The organism is Stenotrophomonas sp. YJH_SMC_8 (assembly GCF_059371315.1).
In genome coordinates this window covers 70,973-93,401 of the sequence record NZ_JCAFUL010000014.1, presented here as the reverse complement: position 1 = coordinate 93,401, position 22,429 = coordinate 70,973, and the positions used below count along the sequence as shown (strand labels likewise).

Annotated in this window: 19 protein-coding genes, 1 tRNA gene and 2 pseudogenes; 9 read left to right on the top strand and 13 right to left on the bottom strand. The window is 66.2% G+C overall.

The window, feature by feature from the left end; translation table 11 throughout:
• Positions 1-125 (top strand): annotated as a pseudogene (locus AC5P88_RS16620) (IS110 family transposase); the annotation flags it as partial.
• A gap of 59 nt (positions 126-184) precedes the next feature.
• On the opposite strand, the gene AC5P88_RS16615 reads toward AC5P88_RS16620, so the two are convergent.
• Entirely contained in the window at positions 185-3,304 is a 3,120-nt protein-coding gene (locus AC5P88_RS16615; RefSeq protein ID WP_495225556.1) for a galactose-binding domain-containing protein, read from the bottom strand.
• A gap of 521 nt (positions 3,305-3,825) precedes the next feature.
• Between AC5P88_RS16615 and AC5P88_RS16610 the strand changes: the two genes are divergently transcribed.
• The gene (locus AC5P88_RS16610; protein WP_106549644.1) at positions 3,826-4,323 is read left to right on the top strand and encodes a helix-turn-helix transcriptional regulator; all 498 of its coding nucleotides are present in this window, start codon (positions 3,826-3,828) and stop codon (positions 4,321-4,323) included.
• 35 nt (positions 4,324-4,358) lie between these two features.
• Here the strand turns inward: AC5P88_RS16610 and AC5P88_RS16605 are convergent, their stop codons facing one another.
• Entirely contained in the window at positions 4,359-5,435 is a 1,077-nt protein-coding gene (locus AC5P88_RS16605; RefSeq protein WP_495225555.1) for an MBL fold metallo-hydrolase, read from the bottom strand.
• Between the two features lie 104 nt (positions 5,436-5,539).
• Here AC5P88_RS16605 and AC5P88_RS16600 point away from each other — a divergent pair, with 104 nt between their 5' ends.
• Positions 5,540-6,151, top strand: coding sequence for a TetR/AcrR family transcriptional regulator (locus tag AC5P88_RS16600; protein ID WP_106549605.1), 612 nt, complete (start codon positions 5,540-5,542; stop codon positions 6,149-6,151).
• A 5-nt stretch (positions 6,152-6,156) separates the two neighbouring features.
• On the opposite strand, the gene AC5P88_RS16595 is transcribed toward AC5P88_RS16600, so the two are convergent.
• The 3 genes and pseudogenes from AC5P88_RS16595 to AC5P88_RS16585 all read right to left on the bottom strand — a co-directional run.
• A complete protein-coding gene (locus tag AC5P88_RS16595; protein ID WP_495225554.1) occupies positions 6,157-8,103 on the bottom strand; it encodes an EAL domain-containing protein in 1,947 nt (648 codons plus the stop codon).
• Positions 8,104-8,199: 96 nt separating this feature from the next.
• Positions 8,200-8,916, bottom strand: a complete 717-nt coding sequence (locus AC5P88_RS16590; RefSeq protein WP_495225553.1) for an SDR family NAD(P)-dependent oxidoreductase — start codon at positions 8,914-8,916, stop codon at positions 8,200-8,202.
• A gap of 31 nt (positions 8,917-8,947) precedes the next feature.
• Positions 8,948-9,091: pseudogene (locus AC5P88_RS16585) on the bottom strand (DoxX family protein); the annotation flags it as partial.
• Positions 9,092-9,233: 142 nt separating this feature from the next.
• On the opposite strand from AC5P88_RS16585, the gene AC5P88_RS16580 reads away from it, so the two are divergent.
• The 3 genes from AC5P88_RS16580 (at position 9,234) to AC5P88_RS16570 (ending at position 11,962) form a co-directional block, all read left to right on the top strand.
• Positions 9,234-9,824 (top strand): TetR/AcrR family transcriptional regulator, encoded by a 591-nt coding sequence (locus AC5P88_RS16580; RefSeq protein ID WP_495225552.1) that lies wholly within the window; start codon positions 9,234-9,236, stop codon positions 9,822-9,824.
• Positions 9,821-10,855 (top strand): DUF418 domain-containing protein, encoded by a 1,035-nt coding sequence (locus AC5P88_RS16575; protein ID WP_495225551.1) that lies wholly within the window; start codon positions 9,821-9,823, stop codon positions 10,853-10,855. Before AC5P88_RS16580 ends, AC5P88_RS16575 begins: the two co-directional genes overlap by 4 nt.
• Before the next feature lie 99 nt (positions 10,856-10,954).
• Positions 10,955-11,962: a phosphotransferase gene (locus AC5P88_RS16570; RefSeq protein WP_495225550.1), complete on the top strand. Its 1,008-nt coding sequence runs from the start codon at positions 10,955-10,957 to the stop codon at positions 11,960-11,962.
• A gap of 197 nt (positions 11,963-12,159) precedes the next feature.
• Here the strand turns inward: AC5P88_RS16570 and AC5P88_RS16565 are convergent, their stop codons facing one another.
• From AC5P88_RS16565 to amaB, 7 genes are all read right to left on the bottom strand, one after another.
• The gene (locus AC5P88_RS16565; protein ID WP_495225557.1) at positions 12,160-13,047 is read right to left on the bottom strand and encodes a DMT family transporter; all 888 of its coding nucleotides are present in this window, start codon (positions 13,045-13,047) and stop codon (positions 12,160-12,162) included.
• Between the two features lie 32 nt (positions 13,048-13,079).
• Positions 13,080-14,141, bottom strand: a complete 1,062-nt coding sequence (gene murB / locus AC5P88_RS16560) for a UDP-N-acetylmuramate dehydrogenase (protein ID WP_197619572.1) — start codon at positions 14,139-14,141, stop codon at positions 13,080-13,082.
• Positions 14,142-14,149: 8 nt separating this feature from the next.
• Positions 14,150-15,205 carry a quinone-dependent dihydroorotate dehydrogenase gene (locus AC5P88_RS16555; RefSeq protein ID WP_021202868.1) on the bottom strand — a complete coding sequence of 352 codons (1,056 nt, stop codon included), beginning with the start codon at positions 15,203-15,205 and terminating at the stop codon, positions 14,150-14,152.
• An 8-nt stretch (positions 15,206-15,213) separates the two neighbouring features.
• On the bottom strand, positions 15,214-15,984 hold the full coding sequence (locus AC5P88_RS16550) for a class I SAM-dependent methyltransferase (protein WP_495225549.1): 771 nt from the start codon (positions 15,982-15,984) through the stop codon (positions 15,214-15,216).
• A 5-nt stretch (positions 15,985-15,989) separates the two neighbouring features.
• Entirely contained in the window at positions 15,990-16,274 is a 285-nt protein-coding gene (locus AC5P88_RS16545; protein WP_111113759.1) for a DUF4190 domain-containing protein, read from the bottom strand.
• Positions 16,275-16,433: 159 nt separating this feature from the next.
• Positions 16,434-17,273: an SDR family NAD(P)-dependent oxidoreductase gene (locus AC5P88_RS16540; RefSeq protein ID WP_106549647.1), complete on the bottom strand. Its 840-nt coding sequence runs from the start codon at positions 17,271-17,273 to the stop codon at positions 16,434-16,436.
• Positions 17,273-18,805 carry an L-piperidine-6-carboxylate dehydrogenase gene (amaB, locus tag AC5P88_RS16535; protein WP_049398541.1) on the bottom strand — a complete coding sequence of 511 codons (1,533 nt, stop codon included), beginning with the start codon at positions 18,803-18,805 and terminating at the stop codon, positions 17,273-17,275. Before amaB ends, AC5P88_RS16540 begins: the two co-directional genes overlap by 1 nt.
• A 183-nt stretch (positions 18,806-18,988) precedes the next feature.
• On the opposite strand from amaB, the gene AC5P88_RS16530 reads away from it, so the two are divergent.
• From AC5P88_RS16530 to AC5P88_RS16520, 3 genes are all read left to right on the top strand, one after another.
• Positions 18,989-19,065, top strand: a tRNA-Arg gene (locus AC5P88_RS16530).
• Between the two features lie 430 nt (positions 19,066-19,495).
• Positions 19,496-19,690, top strand: coding sequence for a hypothetical protein (locus AC5P88_RS16525; RefSeq protein WP_495225548.1), 195 nt, complete (start codon positions 19,496-19,498; stop codon positions 19,688-19,690).
• Between the two features lie 1,228 nt (positions 19,691-20,918).
• Positions 20,919-21,344 carry a GFA family protein gene (locus AC5P88_RS16520; RefSeq protein WP_106549656.1) on the top strand — a complete coding sequence of 142 codons (426 nt, stop codon included), beginning with the start codon at positions 20,919-20,921 and terminating at the stop codon, positions 21,342-21,344.
• A gap of 128 nt (positions 21,345-21,472) precedes the next feature.
• Here AC5P88_RS16520 and AC5P88_RS16515 read toward each other — a convergent pair whose 3' ends face one another.
• Positions 21,473-22,363: a dihydrodipicolinate synthase family protein gene (locus AC5P88_RS16515; RefSeq protein ID WP_106549657.1), complete on the bottom strand. Its 891-nt coding sequence runs from the start codon at positions 22,361-22,363 to the stop codon at positions 21,473-21,475.
• Positions 22,364-22,429 lie beyond the last annotated feature (66 nt).

Here is a 22,429-nt window from a genome sequence, read left to right as displayed (position 1 = left end):
TTTACGCTGGCCTGAAGGCCAAGGGCAAAGCAAGCAAGGTGGCGCTCGTGGCGGTCATGCGCAAAATGCTGGTGATCCTCAACGCCCGTAAGCGAGACGCCGAGGTGGCCCTCGGCTGCCCCTGACAAGACAGTTGCTACTCGCGGAATCTGCTTTCTGTAGAGCCGAGCCATGCTCGGCTGCTCTACCAACGCGCCTCCAGCGTCCTGAACGGCTTTGCCAACCGCACACCCTCGGCATCGAAGTTGGAAACGCTACGACCATCCACACGCACCGCCTTTGGCATCGTGCGCGCCGGCCACCAGACCTTCACCGCCGTCCCGCCGCGCAGCCCCTCACCAAGCGCCACCGTCAGCACGCCGTCGCGCTGCCGCGCCTGCATCTGCAACGTGCCATACGCGGTCGGCAGGCGTTCCACCGCCAATCCATCCTCCGCCACCCACGACGGCGGCGTACCCGGCAGCAGCGACAGCGCATCATCGTCTTCACGCATCAGCATGCCGAACAGCGTGCGGCCGTACTCGGCGCCGATCCAGGTGTGCGGCATGTCGCCGAGGTAGCGGGGGAAGCGCAGCCGCGAATGCACCACTTCGGCCAGCACCTGCCACTCAAGCGGGCGCCGATCATGCAGCAGGCCCTGCAGCAGCTCGTCGGCGACCTGTGGCTGGCCAAGGTGCACGTAACTCAGCACGTTGCGTATCTCGTACGGCGTGTAGGCGTACAGCGCGCCTGGCTGGCCGCGCTTGCGCACATCCTCGAGGTAACGGGCGAAGGTGGTACGCAGCGCTTCGGCGGGCAGCACGCTCTGTGCGCCGGTCGGGTCCAGTGCAATTGAAACGCCGGTGGGATCACCATCGCCCAGATCGGCAGAGGACGGAATGAAGTCGATGCCCTTCCACGCCATCGTTGCCCGGATCGAGGCGTGCAGCGCGTCGTACAGTGCCTTGTATTGCTCGCGTGCCCAGGCCGCGGTCTCGTGGTCGCCCAGCGATTCGGCCAGCCACGCGCCGTCGTGCCAGCCCTTCAGCCCCCAGTAGTCATCCCAGTAGCTGTGCGTGGGCGACGGGTAGCCCTCGTGGCTGATCGACGGCGCAAGAATGCCCGCGAAGCGCTCCGGCGCCGGCTGATCGGCCTTGTAGCCGGGCACCAGCGTGCGCTCGCGCAGTTCCTGCAGGAAGCGCAGCGCCGCTTTCACTTTCGGCAGATAGGCACGCACCGATTCCGGTCCACCATCAAGGCGCGCGACATCGGCTACCAGCGCAACGTACTGGCCCTGGCTGTCGTACTCGATGTCCGAACCGAAGCCGGTATTGACGCTGCCATCGTCGTTGAGGATCGGCGAGACCAGGCCGTTGGCATGCACCCCGTGCTCGCTGTACCAGGCCAGGTAGTCGCGCGCTACGCGGGCTTCGCCCATGCGCAGCAGCACCGCCGAGGTGGCCATGCCGTCGCGGATGAAGGAACGGTTGTAGTTGCGCGGGCCGGGCTGCATGGCTGGGCCGGTCTGGTTGATCAGCATGTAGGCGGCCTGCGCGCGCAGCATGTCCACCAGTGAGGGATCGGGCAGGCGCAGGCCGACCTGGCCCAGCCGTGCCTGCCAGTCTGTTGAAACCTGCGTGGCCAGGGTGTCGAATGCCGTGCTGGCGTCGCGCGGCAGCGAGGCCAGATCGAGCGGTGGTGCCTCGGGCAGCACACCATTGGTATCGGCGGCGGCAGTACCCAGCGGGAAGGCGGCCACGACGGCATCGCTGGCCCCCGGATCCAGCGAGATACGGTAGTCCAGAGCGGCGGCGGCCAGACCCTGCTCGTCGCGTGCCTGCTGGGTGGAGGGCAGCTGACCAGCGGCGAGGGCCGAGGTGATTTCCGTTGCACCGTCCTTGCCGAAGGCTGCCGCACCGGACGCCGATACCGGCGTTAGCGAGCGCAACAACGTTCGCCCGTTGATGCGCACCGCCTGCCCATCGATGGTCACTTCACGGATCGGCGACAGGCCACCGTTCTGCCACGGCGGATTCATCTGCATCGGGCGTACGACAAGGCTGAGCGTGCCTTCGATCCTGGTGCTGCCGGTGTTGTGCAGGCGGTGGCGCAGGAAGGTCACCGGCTGGCCATCACGTTCGATGGCGAACACTTCGCTGCGCAGTTCCAGCCCGGGCTGCGGCGACCAGGTGGCGGAGGGCATCGGCTTCCAGCCATCACGCAATGCATGCTGCACGTTCTGCCCGGCAGCACCTGCAGTGCTCCCATTGGCGCTGCGCCAGATCGGCTGCACCAGCGGCGCGCCCTTGAACGCTTCCAGGTTGCCGTACTCGTCGAAGATCGATTTCTGTCGCCCGGCATGCACACCGACAGCGGTCCAGTAGGTCTGCTGCATCTGCAGCGAGGCCGGGAACAACGCGCGCTGCGCACCGCTGGCGGCAATCTGGTACTGCTTCATCGGCGTCATCACCGCCTTCGGCCCGAGCAGGCGCAGGCGTGTCACCTTTGGTGCAGGACCATCCACGCTCAGGCGGAATGCACGCACGGATTGCGCGGTATCGGCGGCGAGCCAGCTCTGCTTGTGATCTGCCGCCTGCGCATCGTGGGCCAGTTCCTGCCAGCGGCCTTGGGCGTCCTGTGCCTGCAGGCGGGCCGCACCGCGCGCGCCATCGGCCCATTCCACTGCCAGGCCAGCCGTGGATTGCGTGCGCGGCAGCGTGATGTCGAGCGTGTGGCTGCCACCTTTCCCGGTCGGCAGGGCGACCGGACTGCCGCCTTGCCAGAGTGCGGCTGCCTGCGTCGCATCGACACCGCCGATGCGAGCGCTGAGTGTGCTGTCCAGTGGCTCCATCTCGAAGATCGACACGCCCCAGTCGGAGGTGCGCTGTGGGCTGGCCAGCCGCAGGTAGCGTGCCTGGCGTGGTGCGAAATACAGCGTTTCCACGTCGCCCAGCGAATCGGCCATGGTGTAGGCGGTCTGCCACTGCTGGCCGTCCAGCGAGGTCTGCAGCGAATAGCCTTCCGGGTTGGATACATCCCAGGTGAGGCGTACGCCGGCCATCATCGCGGGGGCCCCCAGATCGATCTGGAACCAGTGGCCAGGACTGAAGGCACCGCCGGTGACGGTCTTCGGGTCGCCGTCGATCAGGTGGCTGATGGCCATTGCCGGCACCTGCTGCGAGGAACTGCTGGCCTGCCATTGACTGCGCGGGGCAAGGGTCTGTGCCTGTGCGGCAGCGGTGAGGGCGGCCAACAGCAGGGGGGCGGCAGATTGCCATGGGAGAGCTGAGCGGGAGACCTTGGAGCGTTCGGCGCGCAACGTCATTACGGACAGCCTCGCAGGTTCGACCGGAATCGGGCGAGCCCTACGCTAGCAAGGGATGTAATCGGTTACATGACGCGGTGCAATAGCCCTTCGACGAGCGAGGAGATGGAAGGGACCAGCGCGGTGACGGAAGCGGCTCTGGACGCGCCCTCTGGATGGGCTACGTTCGGTGAGGGTCGGTCAGTAGAGAGGGTTGTCATTTGACAACTTTCTTCTGGCGGGTGCAGACTTCGGAGAAGGCGGATGTCTCGTGTGCGTCACCCCGACAAGGACGTTGAAGCCGCATTGCGATTCGCGGAAGCGAGGGGTTGGAGATTGCGGTTAGGCGGCAGCCATGCGTGGGGGGCGGATGTACTGCCCCTACAACGACAGCGAATGCCGGTGCGGGGAATTCTGCGTCGTGAGCATCTGGAGCACGCCGCGGAGCGGCTGCAACCACGCCAGAGCGCTGCGCCGCGTTGTGGAGAACTGCAGCCGCGAGCAATGAACAGTGGCCCAGGCGGAGACGAGGCGGGTAAATGATGGAATTCAATTTCACCCTGAAGTACCGCGTGCCAGGCGCATACGACGATGGTGACATTCTGGAGCGGCGCCTGGCGGAATCCGGCTGCGATGATGCGCTGCTGGGCATCGGGCGGCCGGGCCGGATGGCGTTGGCCTTCTGTCGCGAGGCGGACAACGCCGGTGCTGCACTGGCATCGGCGCTGGATGACGTGCATCGCGCCGTACCGGGGGCCGAGCTGGTCGAGGTGAGCCCCGATCTGGTGGGACTGACCGATGTCGCCGACCTGCTGGGGGTGTCACGGCAGAACATGCGCAAGCTGATGCTCGCCAATCCACAGTCGTTTCCATCTCCGGTTCACGAGGGAACCACTTCGATCTGGCATCTGGCCGACATCCTCGGTTGGCTGCAGGCGCGCGGCAGCGGGAAAGTCACCTCGGAACTGATGGAACTTGCCGCGGCCGCGTTGCAGCTCAACCTGGCCCGGGAAGCACACAGGTTGGGGCCAAAAGCGTAGCGCCGGACCAGGCCGGCGCACACGGGAGATGCAGGTTACAACTCCACCGTCTCCCACCAGCGCGTGCCCGCCTGCGGCGACTGCATATCCAGCGCTTCGCCCATCATCGGCGTGGCCACCGGCACGTTCTTCGCGGCCGCCAATGCGGTGATGCGCTCGAACGGCTGCTGCCATGCGTGCAGGGCCAGGTCGAAGGTGCCGTTGTGAATCGGCAGCAGCCACTTGCCGCGCAGGTCCAGGTGCGCCTGCAGCGTCTGTTCCGGCTGCATGTGCACGAACGCCCAGCGCGGGTCGTAGGCACCGGTTTCGATCATAGTCAGGTCGAACGGGCCGTATTTCTCGCCGATGGCCTTGAAGCCGTCGAAGTAGCCGGTGTCGCCGCTGAAGAAGATGCGGAAGTCACCGTCCTGGATCACCCATGACGCCCACAGGCTGCGATCACTGTCGCCCAGTCCGCGGCCGGAGAAATGCTGGCCCGGGGTGGCGGTCAGGCGCAGGCCACTGGCGTCGGTTGATTGCCACCAGTCCAGCTGTTCGACCTTGCTGGCGTCCACACCCCAGGCGATCAGCTGGTCACCCACGCCGAGCGGTGCAATGAAGCGCGCGGTCTTGCCGGCCAACTGCATCACGGCGGCGTGGTCGAGGTGGTCGTAGTGGTTGTGCGAGAGGATCACGCCGGCAATCGGCGGCAGCTCCTCAATGCTGATCGGCGGCGCATGGAAGCGGGCCGGGCCCATCCACTGCACCGGCGAGGCGCGCTCGGAAAACACCGGGTCGGTCAGCCAGTACTGGCCGCGAAGCTTCAACAGGATCGTGGAATGGCCGATGCGGAACAGGCTCCGGTCCGGCGCAGCGTCCAGCGTGGCACGGTCCAGCGGCTGCACCGGGATCGGATGATTGGGCACGGTGCCCTTGGGCTTGTTGAACAGGAAGGTCCACCAGATCTCCAGGCCGTCGCGCAGGCCCATTGCCGGCTTCGGCAGGGCGTTGCGGAACCTGCCGTCGCGGTACTGCGGCGAGTCGGGGAAGTCGGGGAGGGACCAGGACTTGCAGAAGGTGTAGGCGGTCACGGCGAGGATTCCAAGCAGGAGGACAAGGAGCAGGCGCTTCATGGGTGACGTCCGCTGGGTACACTGCACAGTGTAGTTTCCGTTTTTTGAAAAGTACACTGCACGGTGTAAAATGTCGGTATCCGTTCAGCTATCCGGTTTCCGCCATGTCCCATGCCCCGCAACGCCTGACCGACCGCAAACGCGAAGCCATCGTGCGCGCGGCGGTGGAGGAGTTCCGCGCCTCGGGCTACGAGGCGACCAGCATGGACCGCATTGCCGAGGTGGCCGGGGTCTCCAAGCGCACCGTCTACAACCACTTCCCGAGCAAGGAAGCGCTGTTCTCGATGATCCTGGAGGAGCTGTGGGAACGCAGCGTAGCCAGTGATACGTTGCCGTACCGCGCCGACCAGACGCTGCAGGCGCAACTGCTGCAGCTGTTGGGGCAGAAGCTGGAACTGCTCAGTGATGCCAATTTCATTGATCTGGCAAGGGTGGCGATGGCCGAGATCATCCATTCGCCGGAGCGCGCGCAGGCCATCGTCTGCCGCATGGGCGAGAAGGAAAGCGGCGAGAGTGCCTGGATCCGCGCGGCCATCGCCGATGGCCGGCTGCGCGAGGTCGATCCGGAATTTGCCGGCCACCAGCTGCACGGCCTGGTGAAGAGCTTCGCGTTCTGGCCGCAGGTGACGATGGGGCAGGCGCCATTGAATGCGCAGGAGCGTGCACGCGTGGCCGAGTCGGCGGTGGCGATGTTCCTGGGCTTCTACGCAGTCTAGTTGGCCTAGTTGGCGGCGAAACGGCGGAACTCGTCTGCCGGCAGCGCTGCCGAGTACAGATAGCCCTGGCCGACATCCACGCCCAGTGCACGCAGTTGTTGTTCCTGCGCCAGGGTCTCGGTGCCCTCGGCCACGACAACCGCACCGCAGCGGTGCGCGACTTCGACGATGAAGCGCACGATCGACTGCGACTTGGCGTCGGACAGCGTGGCGATCAGCGCCTGTTCGATCTTGACCTCGGCAATGGCCAGCTGCGAAAGCAGGATCAGGGTTGAGTAGCCGGCGCCGAAATCATCCAGCGACAGGCTGACCTCGGCCGCCAGCAACTGCGCGATGTTGGCATCGACCACGTCGCGCTCGACGATCTCGGTCCATTCGACAATCTCCAGGCGCAGCATCGCACCAGGCACATCGTGCAGCTGCAGCAGTTCCTGCAGGCGCTGGCCGAAGCCGGGTTGGCGCAGGGACTCGGCGGAAACATTGACGGCAACGGTCAGCGCCACACCATCGCGCCGGCACTGCTGCAGGAAATGGATGGCCGACTGCAGCGTGGCCCATTCCAGCTCGGCCAGACGGCCTTGGCGGCGCAGCAGGGAGATCACCCGCATCGGTGCGATCATCCTGCCCTCGGTATCGCGCATGCGCAGCAGTGCTTCGGCGCCGACCAGCCGGCGGTCCTGCAGGCGATGCTTGGGCTGGTAGCACAGCGGCGCGTTGCCGTGCTGCAGCCAGTGTTCGAGTGAGCTTTCGATCAGGGCGTCGATCTCGCTGTCGCGCTGGATCGGATCATCGAAGAACACCACGCCCGATTCGATCGCACTCAACGCCAGGGTGATCGCGCGGAACGGCAGGTGGCCGTCATCTGTATCGGTGGGTGGCTTGAGTTCGACCACCGCACAACGGAACAACGGGCGGAAGCCCGGCCAGTCACGGCCGACCCGCTCAGCCAGGTTGCTGGCCAGCTCTGTGATCTGTGGTTGCGTGCGCAGTTCGGGCAGGGTCAGGTCGCGCACCAGGATCGCCAGTGCGGCATCACCGAACTGATAGATCTCCAGCTGCCCGGCCGGCAGCGTGGGCAGCAACCGATGCACGTCATTGGTGCTTTCGCGCTGCCACAGGCCGTTGTCCTGCAGCGGACCGTAGCGTAGGCGCAGATCGCGCAGGTTGCCCATCTCGGCCACGATCAGGCAAGCCTTGCCGATGTCGTCGTTGTCGCGCCAGAAGTGCTGCAGGCGTTCGCCGAGCGCGCGCATGTTGGGCAGGCCACTGATCGGATCGATACGCAGCCAAGCCTGTTCGCGTTGGCGCTGCGCGTCGATCTGCGCATCGTTGTAGACCAGTGCGAACACCGCGCCCAGCATCAGCAGTGACAGCGGCAACGCCAGCAGGCGCTGGATCGCCAGCTCTTCCACCGGCAGCAGATCGGCGCCGATGATCGCCACGCCCAGCGCCAGGCCGAACGCGGTGACGGCGATACGTACGCCCCAGGCCTGCAGGATCATGCGCAGCGAGAGTTCGTTGAGCATGCGCGGGTGCAGGCGCCTGCGCAGCCAGACGCCTGCCAACATCTGCAGTGCGGCCTCCAGGCCAGCAGGCAGGAAGTACAGCGTGCCGGCGAACTGGTAGCGGGCCAGCAGGCTGGCGCCGAGGCAGGCCAGTCCGCCGCGCCAGCCGCCAAGCAGGCCACTGACCAGCAGGATGTCGAAGCCCAGATGGAGCTTGACCACCCCTTGCGTATAGCGGGCCACGAACCAGGAGTTGAACAGGTAGATCAGGCCCAGCGCTACGCCCACGTACAGGCGGCGGCCTTCAATGGCGTGGCCGGCGCGACGGGTGGCGATCAGCAGCACGCCGATCATGCCGATCACCGCCGTGGCCTGCAGCAGGTACAGCGGCAGGCTGGGCAGGGCGCTGTCCAAGACCTGGGCCGCGACCCGTGAAAGCGCATCCATAGCAGGTTCCCGCCTGTGACCGACGGCCAGTGAGCAGCAGGGTAAACCACAGCGGCCCATGCGGCCACCGAGGCTGTCCGGCGTTGCTTCCCAGGGTCAGTAGCGTGGGTCGGCGATGGCCGGCAGCACCAGTTCGCGCACGAAGCCGGACGGCGACAGCTGCAGGAGGGCGCGCACCATCGCCACCACGTCGTGCACCGGCACCAGCTCGCCGTCGCCGCGCGCTGCCGCCTCTGCCACGGGAACCGACAGTGCATCGTCGGTATTGAGGTAGCCCAGCTGCAGGCTGGTCACGGCCAGGCGGCGGTCACGGAAGCCTTCGCGCAGGGCATCGGCGATGCCGTTGAGTGCGAACTTCGAGGCACCGAAGGCGACTTCCGGGCGACCGCTGCGTGGCAGGGCCGAGGTCGAGCCGGTCAGTACCAGCTGTGGGCGCGGTGCGCCCAGAACGCGCGGCAGCAGGCGCTGAAGCAACACGAGCGTGGCGGTGATGTTGACGTCAACCAGCTGGGTGAGCGCGGCATCGCTTTCATCGAGAAAGGCGTACTCGTCGCTGAAGGCCTTCTCTTCCCAGATGCCCAGGTTGTGGATCAGCACATCCAGATCAGCGGGCGCCTGCGCTGCGATGTGATTGGCAGCGATGGCAGGCTGGGACAGGTCGGCTTCGATCCATTGCAGTGCGACGCCTTCGGGGCAGGCGATGTCGCGCGGGCGAGTGCGCGAGACACCGACAACGGTGTCGCCGGGCTGGCACAGGCCTTCAACGAATGCCCGACCGAGGCCCCTGCTGGCGCCGATGACCATCAATTTCATGTTGCTTCCTTGTTGTGCATTGGCGGCCTTACCCGGCCGCCTCAGTTTCGGTCACGCTGCTGTCCCACGCCATCAGCTTGGCCAGGCCCGAGGACAGGAACACCACGGCCAGCAGCAGGCGGGCGAGGAACCACAGCACGCGGCTGTCAAGCAGGGTGGCGATCATCCGTGGCATGCAGGAACTCCGGGAGGGGATGGGGCAGGCCGCGCAGCATCGGGCCTCAACTGCAGTTGAGGTCAAGGTTGGCTGAACGAAGCCCGGCGATGGCCTGGCGTCCATCTATCAAATGGACGAACGTTCGTTCACTATTTGCGCCATGAGCCGAACCGACCGCAACGAGCAACGCATCGCGCAGATCCTGCAGGCCGCCCTGCAGTGCTTCCTCGTCAAGGGCTTCCACCAGACCAGCATGCGTGACATCGCGCAGGCGGCCGGCGTCAGCCTGGGCAATCTCTACAACCACTTCCCGGGCAAGGAAGCGATCATCCTCGCGGTGGCGGTGGCCGAGAGCGAAGAACTGGCACCGTTGCTGCGGCGCCTGGCCGTGTGTGACGGCGACCGCGCACAGGTGCTGGCGTTCCTGCAGGAGTTCCACGCACTGTGCCGGCAGCCGGAATGGGCGATGCTTGCCGTTGAAGTGCTGGCCGAGAGTGCGCGCAATCCCGCTGTGTACGAGGCCTTCGCGGCCAATCGCAGGCGACTGCACGAGGCGCTGGCCGAGGCGCTGCAGCGCGTAGCGCAGCGCGAACGTCGGCGCCCGGCATTGACACCGGCAGTGCAGTCGCAGGTGCTGCTGGACGTCATCGAGAGCGACGCGCTGCGCCGGGGCCTGGCCGAGGGGGGCGATGCGGATGGCGCGCCGTTGGATCTGGGCCTGCTGACGCGGCTGCTCGGGGCACGCGCATGAGCGCCGACGACCGGCGGCTGCACGGCCTGGATCTGGCCCGCTATCTGGCGCTGGCCGGCATGGTGCTGGTCAACTTCCGCCTGGCGATGGCCGTTCCCGCAGAAGAAGCGGGCTGGCTGGCGGGATTCTTCCATCTGCTGGAAGGCAAGGCGTCGGCGACCTTCGTCACCCTGGCCGGTCTTGGGCTGGTGCTGGCCACGCAGCGGCAGCAATGGTGGCCGGCCAGCGTGCAGACCTGGCGGCGCGCACTGTTCCTGCTGGTGCTGGGCCTGCTCAACCTGACCGTGTTCCCCGCCGACATCCTGCATTACTACGCGGTGTACTTCGCGCTGGCCGTGGTGTGGCTGCGGGCCTCGCCGCAGGTGTTGCTGGCCAGCATCGTTGGCCTTGCCGCCTGTTCGTTCTGGGCGCTGCTGCACTGGGACTACAGCCAGGGATGGAATTGGCAGACGCTGGAGTACGCCGGCCTCTGGCAATGGCCAGGTGCCGCGCGCAACCTGCTGTTCAATGGCTTCCATCCGCTGCTGCCCTGGTTGTGCTTCTTCCTGCTGGGCATGTTGCTGGCGCGGCTGCAGTTGTCGCAACCGCGGGTGCAGCGTGCACTGCTGGTGCTGGGCGTGTTGTTGATCGGTGCCGGCCAGGGCGTGCAGCATCTTGCGCAGGGAACGCCATGGCAGGCGTGGCTGGGGACGCAACCGATGCCGCCGGGCCCCGCCTACGTGCTTACCGGTGCGGGCGCGGCCTGCAGTGTCATCGCCGCCTGCCTGTGGCTGGTGCGGGTACATCCTGGCGACTGGCTGGAGCCGTTCACGGCGGCAGGGCGCATGACCCTCACGCTCTATGTCGGCCACATCCTGCTGGGCATGGGAACACTGGAAAGCCTCGGCCTGCTTGATGGGCGTGCTTCGCTTGCGTCGGTGCTGTTGTGGGCGCTGTTGTTCCTGATGCTGGCGACAGGCGCGGCGTGGCTGTGGTCGTGGCGGTTCGCACGCGGTCCGCTGGAAGCGATGATGCGGCGCATCGCGGGCTAGTCCTTTGGTCGCGCCGAGGTGATGTTGTGACGGACATGTCTGTGTCGCGGCGAACGCATCTGCGATAGTGGCGGCAGGTATTACTTTCCGCTTGCATCCATGTCATTCGCTTCGGCGCAGCATCTCGGCGAAGTTCTGCAACAATCCTATGGCATTACCGCCACCGCCGTGGTGCCGCGCCCGGTGGGCGCCGACGCCAATGCCAGCGTGTATCGTGTCGACGCGCGCCACGGGCAATGGTGGCTGAAATGCCGCACGTACCAGGTTGATCCGGCGGTATGGGACAGCCTGCACTGGCTGCGCGGTACGCTGGGCATCGATGAAATCGTTGCCCCGTGGCCGGCGTTGACCGGTGGTGCGTCGGTGCAGCGTTGGGGATTGCAGTTCACCCTGTTCCCTTACATCGAAGGCCAGTCCGGGTTCGAGGCGGCGTTGAGCCATAGGCAGTGGCGGCGCCTGGGCGAGGTGCTGCGGCGCCTGCACGCGTCGCAGCTGCCGACCGAACTGCAGCGTGCGCTACCGACCGCGCGGCTGGAAACTGCGGCACTTGAGACCGTTGGGCAGTGGCTGGCCGGCGAGGGCCTTGCGGCTGCAAAGGATGGGCTGGGCCGTGCATTCGTTTCCGTATGGGACCGGCAGCATGCGCGTATCACCGCGCTGCACGCGCAGGCACTGCAGCTGCACGCGGCATTGCAGGAGGTTCCGGCTGACCTGCACCTGTGCCATACCGATCTGCATGCCGGCAATCTGCTGATGGGCAATGACGGTGGCCTGCACCTGATCGACTGGGATGGCCTGTCGCTGGCCCCGCGCGAGCGTGACCTGATGTTCATCGGTGCCGCTGTTGGCGGGCGCTGGGGGCGCGAGAATCCACTGGGGTTCGAGGAGGGCTACGGCAGCGACCGTGGCGACCCGCGCTGGATCGCCTGGTACCGGCACTGGCGCATCCTGCAGGACCTGATCGAGTTCCAGCAGGTGTTGCTGGGGAGCGATGGAGAGGAGCGTTCGCCTCCATTGCGGCGGCAGTCGCTGCACTATCTGGGCGAACAGTTCGCGCCGGGCAATGTGTTCGATGCCGCGGAGCGTACGTATCGCGCGCTGGGCTAGGTTCCGGGCCGTTGCCTGGCGCCCGGGTTGCCAGGATCGCCGGGGTTGCCAGGATCGCCCAGGTAGAGTCGACTGTTGGTCGACTGCTCTTCGATTGGAACAGGCAAAGCCCGCGCTGCACGCGATAGTCGACTAACAGTCGACTCTACCCATGACCTGTTCATGCACAACCCATGGCTTGTCCATGCAGATGGTTTTCATTCTGCGGGCTTGGCTGCTGCCGAGGCTGCGGCGCTGGCGGCACGCCGCGACAACACCGCTTCGCGGTGGGCGATGTAGGCGTTCGCGGCGAGGATGATGCTGGCGCCGATGATCGTCCAGCGATCCACGCTTTCGTTGAACAACAGCCAGCCGAAGAGTGTTACCAGCGGCAGCTGCAGGAAGCTGATCGGGGTCAGCGCCGAGACTTCACCGAGCCGCAGCGCCCGCGTCCACAGCAGCTGGCCGATGGTGCCGAGTACGCCGGTGGCCAGCAGCCACAGCCAGGCGATGCCGGTCGGCCAGACCCAGACGAACAGGGCCGGCACCAGCGACAGGGGTACCCAGAACACGTAGGTGTAGAGCACCACGGTGTCGGCGCTGTCGACGCGGGTCAGCTGCTTGATCTGGATCGCCACCAATGAGCTGAGCACGGCGGCAGCCACCGCCACCAGGCTGCCCGCGGTGAAACCGGCGGTACCGGGGCGCACGATCACCAGCACGCCGATGAAGCCGACCACGACCGCAGCCCAGCGCCGCACGCGCACGGTCTCCCCCAGCCACAGCACAGCGGCAATCGTGACGAACAGCGGCGTGGAGTACGACAGCGAAACCGCCTGCGCCAAAGGCAGGTGGCCCAGCGCCCAGAACGCGCACAGCATCGAACCGAGGCCGATCGCACTGCGCACGAAATAGCGCGGCAGCTGCTGGGTCTTCAGCGGCGCATGGCCCGGGCGCAACAGCATCGGCAACAGGGCCAGCAGGCCGAAGGCGTTGCGGAAGAACGCTACTTCCTGGGTCGGCACGTAGCGCGTGGCATAGCGGATGGCCACCGCCATCAGGCCGAACGCCATCGTACTGCCGAGCATCAGCAGCGCCGCCCGCATCGGAGTGGCGCTTGGGGAGAGGGCGGGGGTGCTCACCACTGCGCGCCGAGCAGGCGGGGCTCCGGTTCGATCGGCACGCCGAATTTCTCCAGCACCGAGGCCGAGATGCGGCGTGCCAGTGCCAGCAACTCTGCACCGCTGGCGTTGCCATGGTTGACCAGCACCAGCGCGTGGCTGGCGGCCACGCCGGCGTCGCCTTCGCGGAAGCCCTTCCAGCCGCAGGACTCGATCATCCAGGCCGCCGAGACCTTGCGCTTGCCGTCCTGGTCGGACGGGAACACCGGCAGGTCGGGGAAGTGCTGCAGCAGCACGTCGACCTGTTCCAGCGGCAGCACCGGGTTCTTGAAGAAGCTGCCGGCATTGCCCAGCACGTCCGGGTCGGGCAGCTTGCGGCGGCGGATCGCGATCACCGCATTGGCTACGTCCACCGCACCCGGCAGCTCCACGCCCTGCGCCTGCAGTTCCTCGCGGATGCCGGCGTAGTCCATGCGCAGGTCATGCAGCAATGGCAGCTTCAGCTCGATGGCAGTGATCAGGTAACGGTCCATCTGCTGCTTGAACACGCTGTCGCGGTAGGCGAAACCACACTGTTCGTTGTCCAGCCGCACCCAGGCCTGTTCCTGGCAGTCCCAGGCCTCGACGGCCTGGATGAACTCGCCAACCTGCGCGCCATAGGCACCGATGTTCTGGATCGGCGCAGCACCGGCCGTACCAGGAATCAGTGCCAGGTTCTCCAGGCCGGACAGGCCCTCCTGCAGCGACCACATCACCAGTCCATGCCAGGGCACGCCGGCGCCGGCGCGGATCACAGCATGGTCGGCGCGGTGTTCAAGGAAACTGATGTCGCGGTTGCCGAACACCAGTACCGTGCCAGGCAGGTCTTCGGCGATCAGCACGTTGCTGCCGCTTCCCAGCACCAGCAGTGGGCCGCTGGCCACTTCGGGCAGCGCCAGCACTTCCGGCAGCAGGGCGGCGTCGTGCAGTTCCAGCAGCTGTGCCGCGCTGGCCTGCACATGGAAGGTGTTCAGTGCCTGCAGGGGCGCATTGCGGGTGAGCGTCCAGCGCAGCGGTGCGGCTGCATCGGTGGTGTCCATGGGCGCGCTCACAGCGGCGCCACCGCGCCACGGCTCGGCGCCTCGCGGCGGCGGCGGATCGCCTCCACGCATTCGGACACCAGGGCGGGGCCACGGAAGATCAGGCCGCTGTAGCACTGCACCAGCGCGGCGCCGGCGGCCATCTTGGCCACGGCGTCGGCACCGGACAGGATGCCTCCGACCCCCACCAGTGGCACGGATTCGGGCAGGCGCGAGCGCAGGCGGCGCAGCACCAGGGTGGACTGCTCCAGCACCGGCGCGCCGGACAGGCCGCCGGCCTCGTTGGCCAGCGGATCGCCGGCCACCTTGCTGTGGTCGATGGTGGTGTTGGTGGCGATCACGCCGTCCACCTGCAGTTCGCCCAGCACGCGCGCGGCGGCATCGATGTCGCGTTCACTCAGGTCCGGGGCCACCTTCACCAGCATCGGCACGCGGCGACCATGCTGCGCAGCCAGGGCTTCCTGGCGGTCACGCAGCTGGCTGACCAGCTGGCGCAGTGCGGTCTCTTCCTGCAGCTCACGCAGGCCGGCGGTGTTGGGCGAAGAGATGTTGACCGTGATGTAGTCGGCCAGCGGATACACCTTGTCCAGGCAGGCGATGTAATCGTCCACGGCCTGTTCGTTGGGGGTGTCCTTGTTCTTGCCGATGTTGATGCCGAGCAGGCCGCGACGGTTGCGCGCGCGTTCGACATTGCGCACCAGCGCATCCACGCCCGCGTTGTTGAAGCCCATGCGGTTGATGATCGCGTTGTGTTCCGGCAGCCGGAAAAGGCGCGGCTGCGGATTGCCGGCCTGCGGGCGCGGGGTGATGGTGCCGATTTCGACGAAGCCGAAGCCCAGCGCGAACAGTGCATCGATATGCTCGCCGTTCTTGTCCAGGCCGGCAGCGAGGCCGACCGGATTGGGGAACGTCAGCCCGAACACGGTGCTCGGCATCGGCGCGATGCGGGCGGCCAGCAGCGGCGTGGTGCCGGTGCGGTAGGCCAGGTCCAGTGCGGACAGGCCGAGGCCGTGGGCGCGCTCGGCGTCGAGCGAGAACAGGAAGGGGCGGGCAAGCGAATACATGCGTCGGTTCAGTCCAGCGTGCCGAGGAAGGCTCGGGTTCGATATTCAAAAGCAACCTGGCCGTCGACCGCGTGGGTGGCGAACAGGTCCTGCAGAGCGGCGATCATCGGCGCATGGCGCGGGTGACCGGGTTGGGGGGCATAGGAGGAGGACAGCAGGCGCCCCTGCAGGGCGTCGAGATCCAGGTACTGCACGTTCGGCAGCTGCACCATGCCGCGCAGCCCGGCGCCGAACCAGGCCTGCATGGTGGCGTCGTCCTGGTAGCGCTCGGCCACGGCGGTGTAGTCGGTGCCGTAGTCCAGCAGCAGTTGTTCGTAGCCGACCAGGAACGGGCTGGCATCGAGCAGGCGCGAATTCCAGTAGATCAGTGCCTGGCCACCCGGGCGCAGGATGCGCTGCCATTCGGCGCGCACCGCTACGGTGTCGAACCAGTGGAAGGCCTGCGCGACGCTGACCAGGTCAACGCTGGCCGCGTCCAGTCCGGTGGCCTCGGCGCGGCCGTCGACGGCGCTGAACTGCGGGTACTGCGGTGCCAGCCACTGCTCGGACGCGGCGCGCATGGCGGCGTTGGGCTCCACCGCAATGACCGGATGGCCGGTGGCCAGGAACAGGCGGCTGGAAATGCCGGTGCCGGCGCCGATGTCGGCGACCACGGCCTCGTGGCTGACGCCCATGGGGCCATGCAGCCACTCCAGCAGGGCGGGCGGGTAGTCGGGCCGGTAGCGGACGTAGTCGGCGACGCGGCTGCTGAAGCGTTCAGTGCTGTCGGAAGTGGTCATGGCGATCAGTTCGACATCGCGGCGAGCCAGGCCAGGCCGCCGAAGAACAGGATGAAGACCAGGATGGCGGCGATCACGGCGCCGACCATCACCCAGCCAAGTACAAGACCAGTGACGGCCAAACCGTCGCCTTCCAGTTCGTGCGGGCGGCGGCGGATCTCGGCGCGGGCCATGTGGCCGGTGACGATGGCCACGATGCTGGCCACGAAGGGCAGGACGGTCCAGCTGGCGATGCCCATGACCAGGCTGACTACGGCCAGGGCGCTTGTCTGTCGGGGTGCCACGCTCATCGGGGTCCTCCTTGGCAGTGTGCACATGATAGTGCCTCTGCCCGGGCAATCCCATGGGCAGTGCCCTGTAGAGCCGAGCCCATGCTTGGCTGGACCCTGGACAATGCAGTGTCGACCGCGCCTCGCGCGCTAGCCGAGCATGGGCTCGGCTCTACAGATTCAGCCCATCAACACCTGGCCACCGTCCACATTGAGCACATGGCCGGTGATCCAGCGCGCCAGCGGCGAGCACAGGAACAGGGCCGCGTCGGCGATCTCGCGCGGATGGCCGAAGCGGCCGAACGGGATCTTCGCCAGGGTGCCGTGGTACAGCGCCGGATCTTCGGTGCGGCGGCGATCCCACAGGCCATCGTCGAATTCGATGGAACCGGGTGCGATGGCGTTGACCCGGATCCGGTCCTTGGCCAGCGCCAGTGCCTGCGAGGTGGTGTAGTGCGACAGCGCGGCCTTTGCGGCGGCGTAGGGCGCGCCACCGGGTCGTGGCTGCTGTGCGGCGATCGATGACAGGTTGAGGATGCAGGCATCGCTGGATGCGCGCAGCCACGGCTGTGCCAGGCGCGAAGCCCGCACTGCGGCCATCAGATCGATCTGCAGGCTGGCGGCCCAGCCATCTTCGTCATCGGCCATCCCGTAGCCGGTGGCGTTGTTGACCAGCACATCGATGCCGCCGAGCGTGTCGGCCGCAGCGTGCAGCCAGGCCTGGATCTGGCCGATGTCGGCCAGATCGGCGGAGAAGGTGTGCAGTGGCGTGCCCTGCGACTGTGCGTCGGCGCGCAGCGCATCCAGTCCGGCCTGGCCACGTGCGCAGGCCGAAACCTGCGCACCGGCAGCGGCAAATGCCAGCGCCATTTCACGACCAATGCCCTTGCTGCCGCCGGCGATCAGCACGCGGCGGCCGGTGAAGTCGAGGGTCGGAGCCCCGTTGGGGATCCGACCCACGGCAGGGGTCAGATCCCCGGAGGGGCTCTGACCCGCAGGCATGGCCGAATCGTTCGCCATTACAGGTCGAACTTGATGCCCTGGGCCAGCGGCAGCGAGTCCGAATAGTTGATGGTGTTGGTCTGGCGGCGCATGTAGACCTTCCACGCATCCGAACCGGACTCACGGCCACCACCGGTGTCCTTCTCGCCACCGAAGGCGCCACCGATTTCCGCACCGGACGTGCCGATGTTGATGTTGGCGATGCCGCAGTCGCTGCCGGCCGCCGACAGGAACTTCTCGGCGGTCTTCAGGTTCTGGGTGAAGATCGAGGACGACAGGCCCTGCGGCACACCGTTCTGCATGTCGATGGCTTCGTCGATGCTGTCGTACGGCATCACGTACAGGATCGGCGCGAAGGTCTCGTGCTGGACCACGGCGTCGCTGTTCTTCAGGCCGGAGACGATGGCCGGCAGCACGAAGTTGCCTGCGCGGTCGATGCGGGTGCCGCCGGTTTCGATGGTGCCGCCGGCAGCCTTGGCCTGGGCGATGGCATCGAGGAACTGCTGCACGGCACCGTCGCTGTTCAGCGGGCCCATCAGGTTGGCGGCATCGGTCGGGTCGCCGATCTTGCCTTCGACCTGCTTGTAGGCCTTGACCAGGGTGGCCAGCACGTCGGCGTAGATCGAGCGGTGCACGATCAGGCGGCGGGTGGTGGTGCAGCGCTGGCCGGCGGTGCCGACGGCGCCGAACACGATGCCCGGCACGGCCAGCTTCAGGTCGGCGGTTTCGTCCAGGATGATGGCGTTGTTGCCACCCAGTTCCAGCAGGCAGCGGCCGAGGCGGCGGGCGACCTTCTCGTTGACGGTGCGGCCGACCTGGGTCGAGCCGGTGAAGCTGATCAGCGGCACGCGACGGTCATCGACCATCTTTTCAGACAGTGCGGTACCAGCGTCGTTGATCAGGAAGAAGATGTCCGGGAAGCCGGCTTCGCGCAGGGCATCGTTGCAGATCTTCAGCGAGGCGATGGCGGTCAGCGGGGTCTTGTTCGACGGCTTCCAGATGCACACGTCGCCGCAGATGGCGGCCAGGAACGAGTTCCAGCTCCACACCGCGACAGGGAAATTGAAGGCCGAGATGATGCCGACCAGGCCCAGCGGGTGGTACTGCTCGTACATGCGATGGCCGGGACGCTCGGAATGCATGGTGTAGCCGTAGAGCATGCGGCTCTGGCCCACGGCGAAATCGGCGATGTCGATCATCTCCTGCACTTCGCCATCGCCTTCCGGCTTGCTCTTGCCCATTTCGAGGGCGACCAGCGAGCCCAGCGCATCCTTGTGCTTGCGCAGCGCTTCGCCGCACAGGCGCACGGCTTCACCGCGACGCGGCGCCGGCGTGGTGCGCCAGACCTTGAAGGCTTCCTGGGCGCGGGCGACGACGGTCTCGTACTCGGCCTCGGTGGTCGCGCGGACCTGCGCGATCGGCTCGCCGGTGGTCGGGTTGACCGGGGTGATCAGCTCACCGCTGGTCGCGCTCGACCACTCCCCGTTGCCCAGGTACGTGCCAGCGTTGATCGCGTCCAGGCCAAGGGACTTGAGCAGCTCGGAAGACATGCAGACTCCTGTGTTTCGTTACGTTGTTTGGTGCCATCGCGGGCAGGTGGGGGACGCGATGAACTGAATCGCCGATGGTAGCAGAGCGGCCTGTCCGGCCATGGTGCAACGCGCCAGCGGAATCGCACGGAGCATGAATGCTTGGAGGGCAGGGTATGTTGCCTGTAAACTTCACGGCTGCATGGCCCCGTAGCTCAGCTGGATAGAGCGTCCCCCTCCTAAGGGGAAGGTCGCCCGTTCGAATCGGGCCGGGGTCACCAGATTCAACGACTTGCGTTGAGTCCAGTGGTGTCGATTGGCCTATTTGGGCCAGTTTCTAACCGCGAACTGGCACAGTTGGCACACCTCAGAATCTGAGCTTCCGCGCGGCCCTGTCATCGCCCTTTGGGGGCAGGTGGGCGTAGTACTTCTCAGTAGTGGCGTAGTCGGGATGCCCGGCCGGGGTCTGCGCCTGTCGCAACGGCACCCCGGTGTTGGCCATGCCGTGTTCTTGTGCACGGCGGCAAGCGGATCGGATGGGTGGCGAAGTGCCCAGCGCGCATACCGGCTCAGCGGGGCCTCGCGCCACTTGCCGACTTCGTGCGCCCCTGGCCAGCGCCGGACCGTAGTGCGCAGATCTACATCATGCGGGACAAGGGTTTCCACGGATCTGCATGCACGCATGGCATCTCTCTCAACAATGAGAAGGTGATGGACATTCGCCAGTCTGAGGCCGCCACCCTGTATGTATCCCCAGGCTCCTACTTCGTGAAGCTCGACACAGGCGGTGGCGCCTGTCCGAACATTTCAACTTCCCAGAACCTGACCATCAACGCGGGCGAAAGGCAGGTCTATCGAATCCTGCTCCCGTCCGACGGGAGCCTTCGCCTGACCCGCGAGCAGTAGCCAAGCGCTGCAGGTCATGCAACGCCTTCTCCGACGAACGCGGTGTACCCCGTTTCGACCAGCACCATTGGTGGCGGCGTGCGTCCGGGCTGAGTACCTGGCCCAGGTGGAGACCGGATTCACGCGGCCGCAGGCCATGCAACTGCTGGCGGCCTAGCTGGGCCCGGTAAAAAGCAGGCAGAGTCGGATTGTCTCGCCCGTGAAAGTCGGAATCCTGTGGTAGTAAAGGCCCCAGCGGTGGCAAGACGCCGCCGACAGGGGGCAACATGAAAGCGATGATCGCTGTTCTGGTTGCGGCTGTGCTTTGCGTTGGCTGTTCAACCACGGGTGGTTCCACTGCACCTTACAACGTCTCTTTCGTTGGCCATCCTTCCCGGGCCGACGTAGCACCACCTCCACCTCCGCCGCCCCCCGTTGGCGGTCAGACCCAGGCGCCTGATCCCAACGGGGCCAAGCCTCCGAGGAGGCATCCCCGCGACGGATGGCATGAGCCTGAAGGGGAGGTCGATGACGCCTCAGACGTTGAGGAGGCGTTGCCAGCGGTACTGGCGGAATGCAAGAAGCTCATCCTCGGGATGGAGAACAAATCCGTTGATCAGCGAAAGGCGTCCCTCTGGGTGTACGGGATCGGGCTGGTCGCGGGCACGGTCATCGCACCTGCACTCACAGCGGCGAACGCTGCCAAGCACGCCGGTGCGATAGCCGGACTAAGTGCATTGGGGGGCGCCTCTGGGATGGCGGGAAAGGCGCTGGAGGACTCTGGGTTTGGCGGATCCGCAGCAATTGCTGATCGTAGAGCCGTCGCTGACGTGATTCGTCTGAAGCTCCCAGTGATCACGGATCGCAGAGAGACGTCGCACGATCGACGGAAGGCGCTTACCGAAATGCAGGCTGCATGCTTTGCCTACGATCTAACCACTCCGAAGCCCATCCAGTCGTCAACAACTGGCAAATGAATGAAGAAAGGCCCGCTCTCCAGCGGGCCTTTCTTTTCTGCACCCCACCCAGTTCGCCGCCGTCGCCATCGCCCAGGTGAAGGAGGTCGGCACCATCGTCGTGCGGTACGACCTGCCCGATACCTTGATGGCCCTGAAGGGAAAGGGCATCGGGAAGAAGCGCCCGAAGACCCCGAAGGCGATGGACGATACGTTGCGTCTGTGGGTGAGGCCGGCATGTATTTCAGAAAGGCCAGTAGAATCCGCGCCAGTCCCCTCTCTTCCGGGTCATCATGTCAATACGAGTAGCGTGCCTGTGCGGGAACGTCGCCATTGAGCTGGCTGGAGCGCCGGTCGCACGCGCCAACTGCCACTGTTCATCGTGCAGGGACTTCTACGGTGTCACCATGTTCTCGGCGACGGCTTGGGAGGCTTCGTCGGTTCAGATGGCCTCCTTCGATGCGCGAAGCTTCAGCCATCCCCAGAAGCAGCTGAAGAAGACCTTCTGTGCTACGTGCGGCGAGGTTGTATTCGGCACGAATCGTCTGGGCATGTGTGTTGTTCCCAACGCCATGCTCGCCCGAGCAAGCGATGGATGGCTGGACGTTGCCATGGCGCCCACAATGCATCTCTACTACCGGCATCGCGTAGTTGAGGTTCGCGATGAGTTGCCGAAGTACCTTGATGGGTGGGACGGCCCTACCTACCTGCAGGGCTGAAGCTGCGGCTGTGGTGGTGATGGTGCAATGGCATTTTGATCGGTCTGCAGTGTGGTGACTGCGGCGTTGTAGGCCTGCCGCCCTGTGGTGAGAGGCATGCAGGGCGGCTGCAACGCGGGCTGGCCCGGCTAGCGCAGCCCAAGCTGCGCAAGCACGTCCGCTACAAGCGCCCGGTCATCACCCTCCAGGCCAAGCAGCGGCCGCGGCAGGTTGCCGTGCCCACTCAGCCCCATCAGCGCCGCAGCGCACGCCATTACACGTATCCCGCCGAACTGGTCGTACAGCGCCCACAGTGGCGCCAGCCCCGCCGACGAGGCCTTTGCCGTGGCGATCCCGCCGCCGAGGGCTGCGCGCGTGATCCGCAGTGCCACCTCGGGGAAAAGCCCGCCGATCACCGAATACCAGCCATCGCAGCCGGCGGCCAGCCCATGCACTGCGGCCGCATCGCCGCTGATGCCCAGCGTGACGTGCTTTGGGATGCGGGCACGCAACGTGGAAACCCGAGCTACCGCTTCCGCAGGGTCATCGGAGAGGCGAGGCATCTTGATCGAGGCGATGTTCGGCAGGGCAGCGATTCGCCCATGCAGTTCATCGCTGAACCGGAAGTGGGTGGCAACAGGGTTGTCGTAGACACAGATCGGGGTACGCACTGCATTGCACACCGATTCGAACAACGCGTAGACCTCGTACTCCTTCAACGGATGATAGGACACAGGCGCCAGCAGCAGACCGGCGGCGCCCGCATCCTCGGCATCCTTGGCCAGTTCCACCACGTCGCGGGTGCGCAGTGCGCCAATCCCGGCGATTACTGGAACGCCACCGGCGTGGGCGAGGGCCTGGCGCAGCACCCGCTTGCGCTCGGCCTTTTCCAGGTAGGCATAGCTGCCGGTGGAGCCAAGGATGCCCATCGAGTCCACCCCCGACGCCGCGAGGCGCTCGACCAGGCCGGCGAACGCGCGGGTGTCGATGTCTTCGTTGTTGAAGGGCGTGAGCGGAAACGCGCTGAGACCTTTGAACATGAGGGGGCCTGGAGAGGTGAAGGGAGGGCTGCCGGGCGCAAGCAGGTGCATGGACGCATGGCATTG